The sequence below is a fragment of the Pseudomonas sp. AFG_SD02_1510_Pfu_092 genome, assembly GCF_003331055.1.
GTDB lineage: Bacteria > Pseudomonadota > Gammaproteobacteria > Pseudomonadales > Pseudomonadaceae > Aquipseudomonas.
This window is the reverse complement of the sequence record NZ_PUQD01000094.1, coordinates 1-13112: the sequence shown is the minus strand read 5'-3', so window position 1 is coordinate 13112 and position 13112 is coordinate 1. Positions and strand designations below refer to the sequence as shown.

General features: G+C 65.8%; 11 protein-coding genes. 5 read left to right on the top strand and 6 right to left on the bottom strand.

The genetic code is table 11. The annotated features are described in order from the left end of the window. Positions 1–152: 152 nt before the first annotated feature. Positions 153–965, bottom strand: a complete 813-nt coding sequence (gene xthA, locus C6A77_RS24360; RefSeq protein ID WP_114171909.1) for an exodeoxyribonuclease III — start codon at positions 963–965, stop codon at positions 153–155. A gap of 164 nt (positions 966–1129) precedes the next feature. Here xthA and C6A77_RS24355 point away from each other — a divergent pair, with 164 nt between their 5' ends. From C6A77_RS24355 to C6A77_RS24345, 3 genes are read left to right on the top strand one after another with little or no spacing between them, the layout of a single operon-like run. Continuing rightward, the gene (locus tag C6A77_RS24355; protein WP_114171908.1) at positions 1130–1780 is read left to right on the top strand and encodes a GNAT family N-acetyltransferase; all 651 of its coding nucleotides are present in this window, start codon (positions 1130–1132) and stop codon (positions 1778–1780) included. A gap of 52 nt (positions 1781–1832) precedes the next feature. Continuing rightward, positions 1833–3575: an autotransporter assembly complex family protein gene (locus C6A77_RS24350; protein ID WP_114171910.1), complete on the top strand. Its 1743-nt coding sequence runs from the start codon at positions 1833–1835 to the stop codon at positions 3573–3575. Beyond that, positions 3572–7252, top strand: coding sequence for a translocation/assembly module TamB domain-containing protein (locus tag C6A77_RS24345; protein WP_114171907.1), 3681 nt, complete (start codon positions 3572–3574; stop codon positions 7250–7252). The genes C6A77_RS24350 and C6A77_RS24345 overlap by 4 nt, the downstream gene beginning before the upstream one ends. Before the next feature lie 19 nt (positions 7253–7271). Here C6A77_RS24345 and C6A77_RS24340 read toward each other — a convergent pair whose 3' ends face one another. From C6A77_RS24340 to C6A77_RS24325, 4 genes are all read right to left on the bottom strand, one after another. Continuing rightward, a complete protein-coding gene (locus C6A77_RS24340) occupies positions 7272–7826 on the bottom strand; it encodes a DUF2589 domain-containing protein (protein WP_114171906.1) in 555 nt (184 codons plus the stop codon). A gap of 73 nt (positions 7827–7899) precedes the next feature. Further along, positions 7900–8559, bottom strand: a complete 660-nt coding sequence (locus C6A77_RS24335; RefSeq protein ID WP_114171905.1) for a DUF2589 domain-containing protein — start codon at positions 8557–8559, stop codon at positions 7900–7902. Positions 8560–8618: 59 nt separating this feature from the next. Then, a complete protein-coding gene (locus C6A77_RS24330) occupies positions 8619–8999 on the bottom strand; it encodes a Mor transcription activator family protein (RefSeq protein ID WP_114171904.1) in 381 nt (126 codons plus the stop codon). 251 nt (positions 9000–9250) lie between these two features. Next, complete coding sequence (locus C6A77_RS24325; RefSeq protein ID WP_114171903.1) at positions 9251–9709, bottom strand: hypothetical protein; 459 nt, start codon at positions 9707–9709, stop codon at positions 9251–9253. A 152-nt stretch (positions 9710–9861) separates the two neighbouring features. On the opposite strand from C6A77_RS24325, the gene C6A77_RS24320 reads away from it, so the two are divergent. Further along, positions 9862–10056: a hypothetical protein gene (locus C6A77_RS24320; RefSeq protein WP_114171902.1), complete on the top strand. Its 195-nt coding sequence runs from the start codon at positions 9862–9864 to the stop codon at positions 10054–10056. 43 nt (positions 10057–10099) lie between these two features. Here the strand turns inward: C6A77_RS24320 and C6A77_RS24315 are convergent, their stop codons facing one another. After that, positions 10100–10474 (bottom strand): fe2+ zn2+ uptake regulation protein, encoded by a 375-nt coding sequence (locus C6A77_RS24315; RefSeq protein ID WP_114171901.1) that lies wholly within the window; start codon positions 10472–10474, stop codon positions 10100–10102. Positions 10475–10669: 195 nt separating this feature from the next. Here C6A77_RS24315 and C6A77_RS24310 point away from each other — a divergent pair, with 195 nt between their 5' ends. Then, positions 10670–12979, top strand: a complete 2310-nt coding sequence (locus tag C6A77_RS24310; RefSeq protein ID WP_114171900.1) for an acylase — start codon at positions 10670–10672, stop codon at positions 12977–12979. Positions 12980–13112 lie beyond the last annotated feature (133 nt).

Below are 13112 nucleotides of genomic sequence, written 5' to 3'. Positions count from 1 at the left end.
GGCAAGCCCGCGAAGCAGGCGACGCGGTGGATGGCACCGGCTGCGCCGGTGTTCGCGGCCACGGCCGCTCCCACAGGGAGCGCGTGAGCCCTAGGCCTGCGCGGATCCCTGTGGGAGCGGGTTCACCCGCGAAGCAGGCGACGCGGTGCCGATCAGCTCAACTCCAGCCAGATCGGCGCATGGTCCGACGGCTTTTCCATCCCGCGCAGTTCATAGTCCACACCCGCCGCCTTGATCCGCGGCACCAGCTGCTGCGAAGCCATGATCAGGTCGATGCGCAGGCCGCGCTTGGGCTCGTCCTCGAAGCCGCGGCTGCGGTAGTCGAACCAGCTGAAGCGGTCGCTCACATCCGGGTGCAGATGGCGGAAACTGTCCACCAGGCCCCAGCCTTTCAAACGCTCCATCCATTCACGCTCCTCCGGCAGGAAGCTGCACTTGCCGGTCTTGAGCCAGCGCTTGGCATTGTCCGGGCCGATGCCGATGTCGCAGTCCTGCGGCGAAATGTTCATGTCGCCCATCACCAGCAGCGGCTGGTCGTTGCGGAACTGGCCTTCCAGCAGCGTCTGCAAATCGCTGTAGAAACGCTGTTTGGCCGGGAACTTGGTGGGGTGGTCGCGGCTTTCACCCTGAGGGAAGTAGCCGTTCATGATGGTGATCGGGTTGCCATCGGCATCGGCGAAGGTGCCCCAGATGAAGCGGCGCTGGGCGTCCTCTTCATCGCTGGCAAAGCCCTTGTGCAGGCTCAGTGGCGCCTGGCGCGACAGCAGGGCCACACCATAGTGGCCTTTCTGCCCGTGGTAATGCACGTGGTAGCCCAGCGCTTGCACGTCGGCCAGCGGGAACTGTTCGTCGCTGACCTTGGTTTCCTGCAGGCCGATCACGTCCGGCTGATGCTTGTCGATCAGCGCCGCCAGCTGATGCGGGCGGGCCCGCAGACCGTTGATGTTGAAACAGACGATCTTCATGGAAAGACAATCCCGGTAAAAGCCGCGATGCTAGCCGACATCGCTTGCCATCACCAGCATGGCGGCTTCGTGTGGCGGCTGCTAACGTGCTGTGCAGGGGGTGAACGATGCGCGGTCGGGCACCTCCGAGGCACTGTACGCCCATTCCAGGAGGTCCCCCCGCAATGCCCGAAACCACTGCCGCTGTGGCCCGTGTCTGCCTGCTCGATGATGGCTACAGCCGAGAGGCGCGCTCGCTGCTGTACAACGCCTACCGTCACGAACCCACCTTCGCCTATATCTTCGAGGCCCAGCGCCCGGGCTATGAGCGGCGCCTGCGGGTGATGGTGCGCGAATGGGTGCGCCAGCACTTCTACCTGCAATTGCCGGCCATCGGCCTGCTGGTCGAAGACCGCCTGATTGCCCTGGCCCTGATCGTGCCGCCGCTGCGCCGGCTGGGCGTGGCCGACAGCTGGGCCTGGCGCCTGCGCATGATGCTGGGCACCGGCCTGCGCTGCACCCGCCGCTACATGGACTACCAGGCTGCCCTGGCCACCTGCCTGCCCAGCGACCAGGTGCATGTGTTGCCGATGCTGGGGGTGCACCCGCAATTTCAGGGTAAGCACTACGGCGAACAACTGTTGCAGGCGGTACACGACTGGTGCGCAGACGACCCCGGCACCGAGGGTGTGGTGCTGGATACCGGCAACGAGCATTACCTGGCCTTTTACCAGCGCCAGGGCTATGAGGAAATTGGCGAGGTAGCTGTAGGACCAATCCGAGAAAGGGTGTTTTTCCATCCCCACCCGGTATCTTCCAATTCCGCTTTTGCCTGACCAGGCCGCGCGGCGGCTCCCTTGAGCGCCTGGCTCTGGTAGCATGCGCCGCATGACGTATTCAGGAAGATTGACCTGGGGCCTGGTGATCTGGGCCGCCAGTTTCGCAGCATGGGGCCAGAGCGAGTTGCTGGTGAAGGTTAAACCGGCCAACAAGGCGCTCAAGGCCAATGTCGAAGGCTATATCGGTACCCTTGGCGACCGCGATGAAGAAGCGCTGCTGCGCTTCAGTCGCGGCGCCGAGGAGCAGGCGCGCAAAGCCGCGCAGGCACTTGGCTATTACCAGGCGCAGATCGATACCGAAGTCAAACCCGCCAGCGACCCCGCCCGTTCCCCGCAACTGATCATCACCATCGACCCCGGCGAGCCGATTCGCCTGCGTAACGTGACCGTGCGCATCGAAGGCCCCGCCAGCGAGATGAAGGCCTTTCGCGTGCCCGACAGCAAGGCCTTGCGGGCCGGTGAGCAGCTCAACCACGGCCATTACGAAGATGCCAAGCGGCTGATCCAGAACCAGGCCTCACGCTATGGCTTCTTCAGTGGGCGCTTCAGCCGCCAGCGCCTGGCAGTCGACCCGCAGGCGGGGGTGGCCGATATCGAACTGGTCTACCAGAGCGGCCCGCGCTATCGCCTGGGTGCCGTCAGCTTCGGTGGCGACACGCCGCTGGACGATGACCTGCTGCAGCGCATGGTCTCGTTCAGGCCAGGTACCCCCTACGATTCGGAACTGATCGCCGAACTGAACAACGACCTGCAGTCGAGCGGCTACTTCGAAGGCGTGCGCGTGGACGCCGCGCCGACCGCCGCCGTGGGCGAACAGATCCCCGTCGATGTTCGCCTGGAAACCCGCAAGCCACGCACCCTGGGCCTTGGCCTGGGGTTCTCGACCGACGTCGGGCCGCGCGGCAAGGCCAACTGGACCCGCCACTGGGTCAACCCGCAGGGCCACAGCTATGGCTGGGAAACCGAACTGTCGGCGCCCCGGCAGAACGTCGGCCTCTGGTACGACATTCCGCTCGACCCGCCGCTGACCGACAAGTTGCGCTTTGCCGGCGGCTACCAGAACGAAGAAATTGCCGGCACCGACACCCTCAGCAAGCTGCTGACGGTCGGCCCCGAGTGGCACAGCAAGCTGCCCAGCGGCTGGCAGCGGGTGATCTCGCTGAAGTACCAGCGCGAGGAGTACCGCCTGGGCGATGACTCCGGCCTGAGCAACCTGCTGATGCCGGGGGTGAGCTTCTCCTTCCTGCGCAGTGACAACCGCATCGACCCGCACAACGGCTACCGCCTGCAGTTCGATGTACAGGCCGCCAAGGAAGGGCTGGTTTCGGACACCAACCTGCTGCATGGCAACGTGCTGCTCAAGGGCCTGACCACGCTGGGCCACGACCATCGCCTGCTCGGCCGGGTACAGTTCGGGGGCAGCGCCACCAATGGCTTCAAGAACAACATCCCGCCATCGCTGCGCTTCTTCGCCGGTGGCGACCAGAGCGTGCGCGGCTACGACTACCAGACCCTGTCGCCGAAGAACAGCGACGGCGACCGCATTGGCGGGCGCTATCTGGTCGCCGGCAGTGTCGAGTACCAGTACTCGCTGACTGAAAAGTGGCGGCTGGCAACCTTCATCGACCAGGGCAACTCGTTCAACGACCTGGAGTTGCCAAGCCTCAAGACCGGTGTTGGTTTTGGTGTGCGCTGGGTGTCGCCAGTCGGGCCGCTGCGCCTGGACCTGGCCAAGGCGCTGGATGATGAAGGGGGCATTCGCCTGCACTTTTCCATGGGGCCCGAGTTGTGAAACGCGTGATCAAGTACATGTCGCTGGGCCTGTTGGGCGGGGTTGCCGGCGCGGGCCTGGCCGCCGCCGTACTGCTGGGCACCGAGGGCGGCAGCCGGTGGCTGCTGGGCCAGGTGCCGGGGCTCGAGGTGAGCGACTTTCAGGGGCGTCTGGGCGGCAGTTGGCAAGCCAGCCGGCTCAGCTGGATCGATGACGGCAACCGGGTCGAAGTGCAGGCCCCGTTGCTGAGCTGGTCGCCTGCATGCCTGTTGCGCGCCACCTTGTGCATTGGCCAGCTGCATGCCCGGCGCATCGACATGGCTTTTGCGCCAGGCGCGGAACCGGCCGACAGCGGCCCGCTGCAGTTGCCAGCCCTGCGTTTGCCCATCGCCATCGAACTGGGCGAAGTGAACGTCGGCCAGTTACGCCTGGATGACAGCGACCTGCTTGGCGACTTGCAGCTGGCGGCGCACTGGACCAGCGGCGGACTGCGTATCGACCGCCTGCACCTGCAGCGGGAGGGCCTGTCACTTGACCTGCAAGGCGACCTGCTGCCCGAAGGCGACTGGCCGACGCAACTGCAAGCGCAACTGCAACTGCCTGCGGTAGACGGCAAACCCTGGCAGCTGGCGCTGAGCGCGACCGGCGAATTGCAGAAAACCCTGAAACTCGAAGGCAGCAGCAGCGGTTACCTCGACGCCACGCTCAGCGGCCAGTTGCAGGCGTTGGCCGAGCACCTGCCGGCCACCTTGCAGATCCGCTCCGAAGCATTCAAGCCGGCCGGGTCGTTGCCCGACACCGTGCAGTTCAACCAGCTCAAGCTCGATGCCAAGGGCGACCTGCTCAACGGCTATCAACTGGCGGGTGCGGCCAGCCTGCCGGCCGAGCAGGCGCCGGTCGCCTTGCGGTTGGCCGGGCGGGTCGACAGCAAAGGCGCCAGGCTCGATGCGCTGGACCTGAACGCCAGCGATACCCAGCGGGTCAGCTTGCAAGTGCAAGCCACGGCCGACTGGCAGCGCGGCCTGGTCGCCGATGCCCAACTGGACTGGCAGGACTTCCCGTGGCTGCGCCTGTACCCGTTGCAGACTCCGCCCGAGGTCACCCTCAAGCGCTTGATGGCCCAGGTGCATTATCGCGATGGTAGTTATCGGGGCACCTTCAATGGCGACCTGGATGGCCCGGCCGGGGCTTTCAGCCTGGCCAGCCCGTTCGAAGGCGACCTGCAGCAGGTGAAACTGCCGCAGCTGGCACTGACCGCCGGGCAAGGCAAGGCTGCCGGCAGTGTCGCCGTGCGCTTTGCCGACAACCTGGCCTGGGATGTCGACCTGCAACTGTCGGCGCTCGACCCGGCCTATTGGCTGGCCGAGTTGCCGGGTACCCTGGCGGGGCCGCTGCGCAGCAAAGGTGAGATGAAAGGCGACACACTGAGCCTCGACGCCCGGCTTGACCTCAAAGGCCGCCTGCGCGGCCAGCCGGCCATGTTCAAGGTCGAAGCCCAAGGGGCAGGGCAGAGCTGGACCCTGGGCGCCCTGGCCATCCAGCTGGGCGATAACCGCATCAACGGCAGTGGCAGCCTGCAGCAACGCCTGGCCGGGCGGGTCGACCTCGACCTGCCGCGCCTGGGCCAGTTGTGGCCAAGGCTGCAGGGCCAGGTCAAGGGCCGGCTGGATGTCGCCGGCACCCTGCAGGCGCCGCAAGGTACCCTGACCCTGCGCGGTCAGCGCTTGGCACAGGCAGAAAACCGCTTGCAGCAGCTGGCGCTGGACGCCCGCCTGGACAACGCCCAGCACGCTGTGACCACGCTCAAGGCCAGCGGTATTCAGCTGGGCGACACGGCACTCGGCACCTTGCAGGCAACCGGCAAAGGCGACAGCCGCCAGCAGGCGCTGAGCGTGGCGCTGGACGGCCCGCAACTCAAGCTCGACCTTGGCCTGGACGGCCAGTTGCACAAGGGTGACTGGCGTGGGCGCCTGGCCAGTGGGCGGATCCAGGCCGGCGGCCAGGACTGGCGGTTGCAGGCCCCGGCGCGCCTGCAGCGGCTGGCCAGCGGCCAGCTCGACTTCGCTGCCCATTGCTGGCGCTCCGGCCAGGCCAGCCTGTGTGGCGAGGACCAGCGCCTGGCGCCCGAACCGCGCCTGCGTTACCACCTCAAGCAGTTCCCGCTGGACAGCCTGGCGCAGTGGCTGCCCAAGGACTTTGCCTGGCAGGGCCTGCTGAATGCCGACATCAACCTGGACATCCCGGCCAGTGGCCCCAAGGGCAACATTGTCGTCGATGCCAGTGGCGGCACCCTGCGCGTGCGTGACAACGGCCGCTGGGTCGACTTCCCGTACCAGGCCCTGCGCCTGGACAGCACACTGGCGCCCCGACGCGTCGATACCCGCCTGGCGTTCCGTGGCGAACGGCTGGGCGTGTTGACCGTCAACACCCGCCTCGACCCGCTGGGCAAGAACAAGCCGCTGTCGGGTGATTTTCAGCTGAGCGGCCTCGACCTGTCCGTGGCGCGCCCGTTCGTGCCGATGGTCGAGCGCCTGGCCGGGCAGCTCAATGGCAGTGGCCGCTTGAGCGGCAGCTTGCTGGCGCCACAGGTCAACGGCAACCTGATGCTCAGTGGCGGCGAAGTCAGTGGCGCCGAGCTGCCGGTCAGCCTCGAGGGCCTGTCATTGCAGGCCGTGATTGCCGGCGAGCAGGTACGGCTCGATGGCAACTGGCGCAGTGGCGAGGCAGGGCGTGGCCAGTTGAATGGCAACCTCACCTGGGGCCAGGCACTGGGCATGGACCTGCGCCTGCAGGGCCAGCAACTGCCCGTTACGGTAGAGCCTTACGCGACACTGGAGGTTGCCCCGGACCTGACCTTGCGCCTGGTCGACGACCGGCTGGCGGTCACCGGCAAGGTTCAGGTCCCCAAGGGCAAGATCACCGTACGCGAGCTGCCACCGTCCACCGTCAAGGTCTCGGATGACACGGTGATCGTCGGCCAGCAGACCGAAGAGGGCAAGCCGGCCATGGCGATGGCCATGGACATCGATGTCGAAGTCGGCCGCGACAAGCTGTCGTTCAAGGGCTTCGGCCTCACGGCGAACCTGCTCGGCCATGTGCACATCGGCGACAACCTCGATACCCGTGGCGAGCTGAGCCTGGCCGACGGCCGCTACCGCGCCTACGGCCAGCGCCTGACCATCCGCCGCGCCCGGCTGCTGTTCGCCGGGCCGATCGACCAGCCCTACCTGGACATCGAAGCGATCCGCAAGGTCGATGATGTGGTCGCCGGTATCCGCCTGAGCGGCAGCGCCGAGCAGCCCACCACCAAGGTGTTCTCGGAGCCGGCCATGAGCCAGGAGCAGGCACTGTCCTACCTGGTGATGGGGCGGCCTCTGGGCACCTCCGGCGAAGACAACAACATGCTCGCCGAGGCGGCCTTGGGCCTGGGCCTGGCGGGCAGTGCCGGGATTACCGGCAGCCTGGCTTCGGGCCTGGGTATCGATGACTTCCAGCTGGACACCGAAGGTTCGGGCAACAGCACCAGTGTGGTCGCCAGCGGCAACCTTACCGAAAAGCTGAGCCTGCGTTACGGAGTGGGGGTGTTCGAGCCTGCCAACACCATTGCGTTGCGCTACAAGCTGAGCAAGAAGGTTTACCTTGAGGCCGCCAGCGGGCTGGCCAGCTCACTGGATATCTTCTACAAGCGCGACTTCTGAGGCGCCACCGGGGCGGCGGTCAACGAACGGTGGCCGCCTCGATGAACTCATTGGTATCGGGCGAGGGCGGCGGGCTGGGGGCACGTACCGGGATGATCAGGTTGGTGTACTCCTCGATCAGCCGGTTCAGGGCTTCGGGTGGTTCGCTGGCCTGGAACTGCATGCGGATCTGCACTTCGTCGGGGTCACGGCTCTCGCCCTGACGGCCCTGGCCACCGATGGTGACCTTGAAGCTGGCGGCCTTGTTTTCAGCGGCCGTCAGCAGCGCCTGTTGTGCTTCGGTGCCTTTCACCCGTACCGACAGGTCGACCTGCATGCGCTCCAGCGCCAGGCCTTTGGGTGATACCAGTGCGAACAGCGGCACACGCATGATGTGCTGGCCGTCCATGGCCACTTCGACCATCCTGGCTTTCATGGGCGCGCCCAACGCCTCGGTGTCGCATTCGAAGAACTGATCGAACAGGTTGATGTACTGCTGCGCGATCAGGCTATTGGTGGCGCTCGCCGCTTCTTGCAGGCCGCGGGTGATTTCGCGCAGGTCGATGGAGGTCATGGGGGTAGGGGACTTGTCCAATGATCTGACTCCTCAAGCCGGGTGGTCCCCCTCTGGTGCTGCTCAGAGGGGGCGTGGTTGGAGCAGGGGCACCTCAGGCGCTGGCGACACCTGGCGCTGGCGCGTCTTTGTCGGCAGGGTTCTTCAAGGTGTCTGCCTGGGAAATCGCCTCCGGGCTGGCCAGGGTGGCGGTCTTGACGATGGTCGGTTTCGTCGCGGCGTCGGTCAGGAAGTCGATGACCCGCATCATCGCTTCTGGCGGCTCCTGGCGCTTCAAGGTGGTGTTGAACGCGTAGCGGGCGCGGGTGTCTGTCTTGCGGGTTTGCGTGGACTTGTGGCTGACGCTGCCCTTCACGTTCAGCTTGAACGGCCCCCAGCCCAGTGAGCCGCTGACCTCGGCGCCCATTTCCTTGTTGGAAACGTCTTCCGACATCTGGTTGATCACCAGCTCGAACTCGACATTGCCTTCTTCGATGGAAATGTTCGGGTGGGTGATGGCTGCCATCAGCGGCACTTTCATGGTCTTGCTGACCACACCCTTGTACTCGCCTTGTTCGTCGACGATGGTTTCGTCGTAGTCGAACTGGATGGCGACGGCCTTGCCATCCTGCACACACACCTGCATCAGGAAGTCGGCGTAGGATTTGCTGGCAGTGACCTGCGCCTGGACCATGGCCTGCAAGGGGCCTGCGATCATGCGGTCCATCGGCAAGGCATTGATGACCGATCCGATCAGGCTGTTATCTATCGACATTGAATTCTCTCTCTCGGTTTAAAACTGCGGCCGTTGTTGCGGCCACAATGTTCTGTGGGTCAGCGGGCGCAAGACTCCTGGCGGCGAATGTTGCCGATCTGGCGCAGGCTGAGGCCGTACTTGTCAGCCAGCAGGCTGCGGGACAAGCCGCTGGCGCTTTCCTTCTGAATCTGCAGGTTGCGCAACTGGCGCAGGAAGTGGTCGGCCTTGGGGATCTCCAGGGCAACCCCGGCAAAGCGCTTGATCAGTGCGTCGAGCGCTTCGGCCGGCAGCACATCGGCAAGCTTGGTGCGCTCGCGGTGCTTGGGGATGTACTTGGGCCTGCCGCCATAGGCGCAGGTCAGCTGGTAGGCGCTGTCGATGCCGATGCAGTCGATCAAGGCCTGCAGCGAGTGGGGCAGTTGGCTGATTTCGATGTGGCTCAAGTCTGGCGGTTGCATATGGCGCTCCTTCGGGACGGATGAGTTGTGCTACCCGTTCACCAGCGGCGTTATGTCGACGGTGTGAGCAAATTCTCCGCGACGGCCAAGGCGTGTCGCTAGGCGCCATATGGGTTGGGGCTTGTAGTTTCGGCGAACAGGTTTTGCAGGCAGCGTTATCCGGCGTTGTAGGACATGGCTTCAACATCTGGCTGGAGCGCTTGATTTCCCATACGGTTTATCCAGGTATGGCGTACTGGGTGCAGCAACCCTCAATCGCACGGATAGCTGCTCAGCAGGCTGGCGCTGCGCAGGTAGGGTTGGGGGGTGTGGAGCATGCGTTGCGGCAGCGTGCGCCAATCGACCAGCAGGCATAGCGCCTGCAGCGGCTGCCCGTCGCGCTGGCCGATGACCTGGTCGGCAAAACTGCGGCGGTAGAGTGCCTGAGTCTGGCGCAGCGCCTGGACCTCATCGGCCTGGGCCAGGGTTTGCCGGGCCAGCTCCGGCAACAGCGTCGGCGCCACACTGAAATGCACCGCGCTACCGTGCGCCTGCAGGTAACCGGCCTGGCGCACGCGTTGCCAAAGTTGCTGCCATTGGCTGGCGCCGGCCTGGGCCGCCAGTTCGCGGCCCAGTTCGCGCAGTTGCTCGGCTGGGGTCTGGTGGGTGTCCAGCGCATGAACGGCAAGGGGGGTAAGGAACAGCGATGCGAGCAGCAGGGGTTTGTACATGGTGCCTCCGGCATGGGTGCTAGGAAGCCCCAATGCTTTCAGGCCGCCGCCGCTTCACCCAGCAGGAAATCCAGCGCCGGGGCCCGCGGCCGTTGTATCATTGCCGCGGCTCGTTGCGAGCCATTTGCCCCTGATGTTGCAAGGAACCTTCGATGACACACGTGCAGCGCCTCAAATACTCCCTCCTGATCATCCTGGTAGTACTGGGCCTGATGCTGGGCCTGTCCCACCTGCAGAAGCAGGGCACGATCAGTGAGCAGACCTTCCAGATGCTGGCCATCGCCATTGCCGTGGTGGTCGTGGTAATCAACGGCATCCTGCGGCGCAAGGTCAAGCCCAAACTCTGACGCTGAACCTGCGCGGGCCGGCCAGCCGTGGCCGGCCATGCGCTCAGCGCGAAGGCGCCTGTTCCAGCATGGCGCGCGCCTGGGCGTTGAGGCTGTAGCATTTGTCACTGCCCAGCTGGATGACGCCCTCGGCGCACAACCGTTTGAGCACTTCACGCACGCTGAGGAACGACAGCGGGATATCCAGCTGCTCCAGCTGCGCATGTACGCCGCGCACGCCAATGCTGCGGCCATTGCGGTCGGCAGCGTGCAGGGCATCGATCACCTTGAGGCGGATCAGGCTGGTACGCAGGCCGAAACTGCGCAACAGCTCGCGGATCTGTTCGTTGCCGATGCGCTCGTCAGCGAAGACGCCCTGTTCCCTGGGCGCTTCGCCTGGGGCGCGCCCAGCCTGGATGGAGGGTTGCGGGTTGTACATGTGAATGCTCCTTTTCGTGGACGAACCCGAAATTTGGGTGCCTCACTTACTAGGACGAATGAGAACGGAAAAACTGCAGGCCGCGGGTAAAAAAAAGTGCCTGGTTCTGTTCAAGACGTCTTTGCACGGTGTAAGGCGTAAAATTCGCACCTGGCCATTCGTCTGATCGGGATGACCCCGAACCGAGGAGTGCCCGTGTTTCCACTTTCCCGTCCCATCACTTGCGCTGGCCTTGCCGCCGCTCTGTTGGCCTGCAGTGTCGGCGTAGCGGCGCAGCCCGCCGCGACCGAGGCCAGCGCACAGATTCGTCTGACCCGTTACGGGGTGCCGCATATCGTGGCCGAGGACGAGCGTGGCCTGGGCTACGGCATCGGCTATGCCTACGCCCAGGACAACCTGTGCCTGCTGGCCAATGAAGTGCTGACCGTGAGCGGCGAGCGCTCGCGCTATTTCGGCGCCAAGGGCAAGACCCTGGAGCAGCGCGACAACCTGGCCAGTGACCTGTTCTTCACCTGGCTCAACAGCCCGGCAGCGGTCAGCGCGTTCTGGCAGGCGCAGCCGGCGCCGGTGCAGGCACTGCTGGCAGGCTATGCCAGCGGCTACAACCGCGCGCTGGCCGAACGCCGCCGCCAAGGCTTGCCCGCCGAGTGCGGCAGCGGCGAGTGGCTGCGGCCGATCAGCAGTGAGGACCTGGTCAGGCTCACCCGCCGGCTGCTGGCCGAAGGTGGTATAGGGCAGTTCGTCGAGGCGTTGGCCGGCGCGCAACCACCAACGCTGGCCAGCCAGCAGGCGCCAGCGGGGTTTGCCACGGCGCTGGCGCGGCAGCAACGTTTTGCCAGCGAGCGCGGCAGCAATGCGGTAGCCGTCGGCGCCCAGCGTTCGGCCAATGGTCGCGGGCTGTTGCTGGCCAACCCGCACTTCCCCTGGATGGGCGGCATGCGCTTCTACCAGATGCAGCTGACCATACCGGGCCAGCTCGATGTGATGGGGGCGGCATTGCCCGGCCTGCCCGTGGTCAATATTGGCTTCAACCAGCACCTGGCCTGGACCCACACCGTCGACACATCGAAGCATTTCACCCTCTACCGCCTGCAGCTCGACCCCAAGGACCCGACCCGCTACCTGCTCGATGGCAAGTCGCTACCCCTGGCCCGGGAAACCGTCAGCGTCACGGTCAAGGCCAAGGACGGCAGCCTCAGCCAGGTGCAGCGACAGGTCTACAGTTCGCAGTTCGGCCCGGTGGTGCAGTGGCCGGGCCGCCTGGACTGGAACCGCGATGCTGCCTACAGCCTGCGCGACGCCAACCTCGAAAACACCCGGGTGTTGCAGCAGTGGTACCAGATCAACCGGGCCGACAGCCTGGCGGCCTTGAGAAGCTCGATCGAACAGCTGCAGGGCATTCCCTGGGTCAACACGCTGGCGGTTGATCCGGCCGGCAAGGCTGTGTACCTGAACCAGTCTGTGGTGCCTTATGTGGATCAGCCACTGCTCGACGCCTGCAGCAACCCACAGGCACAAGGGCCCCTGGTGGTGCTGGACGGTTCGCGCAGCGCGTGCCAGTGGAAGGTCGATGCGCAGGCCGCGCAGCCGGGCATCTTCCCCGCACGGCTACTGCCGAGCCTGGAACGCGACGACTTCGTGCAGAACGCCAACGACCCGGCGTGGCTGGCCAACCCGGCGCAGCCGCTGACCGGCTATTCGCCGCTGGTCAGCCGCAGCGGGCAGCCGCTGGGCATGCGCGGCCGCTATGCCTTGCAACGCCTGCAGGGTACGGCGCGGTTGGGCATTGACGACCTGCAGCGGATGGTCACCGATGATGAGGTCTACCTGGCCAGCCTGGTACTGCCGGATCTGCTGCAGTGGTGCAAGGGGGCAGTTGCAGATGTGCAGGCCGTGTGTGCCAGCCTGGCGGCGTGGAACGGCAAGGCTGACCTCGACAGCGGCATGGGCCTGGTGCATTTCCACAACCTGGTCAATGCCCTGGCCGAGCACCCGGAAAGCTGGCGGGTGGCTTTCGACCCGGCCGACCCGCAGCACACCCCGCGTGGTCTGGCGGTCGAGCAGGCGGCCGTGGGCAAGCGGTTGCACCAGGCGGCGCTGGCGTCGCTCACGCAGGTGGCTGGCAGTGGCATAGCGGCGCAGGCGCGTTGGGGCCAGGTGCAGCAGGCGGGCGATGGCACGCCGGTGCCGGGTGGCCCGCAGGCGCTGGGGGTGTATAACGCGATCCATAGCGTGCCACACGGGCAGGGCAAGCGCCTGGTGGTCAGCGGTACCAGCTACCTGCAACTGGTCAGTTTTACCGACAAGGGGCCTGAGGCGCGTGGGCTGCTGGCGTTTTCCCAGTCAAGCGAAGCGGCTTCTGCGCATGCCAGTGACCAAACCAGGGCGTTTGCTGCCGGGCAGCTGGCGGTGCTGCCGTTTACCGAGGCGCAGATCAAGGCGGACCCTGAGTATCGGCAGTATGTGATCAGTGAGCGGGACCAAGCGGGGCTGGTTCAGCAGTAAGCCATTGCCGCCTCTTCGCGGGGGGGGGGCCGCCCCCCCCCCCCGGGGGGGGGGGGGGGGGGGGGGGGGGGGGGGGGCGGGGGGCGGGGGGGGGGGGGGGGGGGGGGGGGGGGGGGGGGGGGGGGGGGGGGGG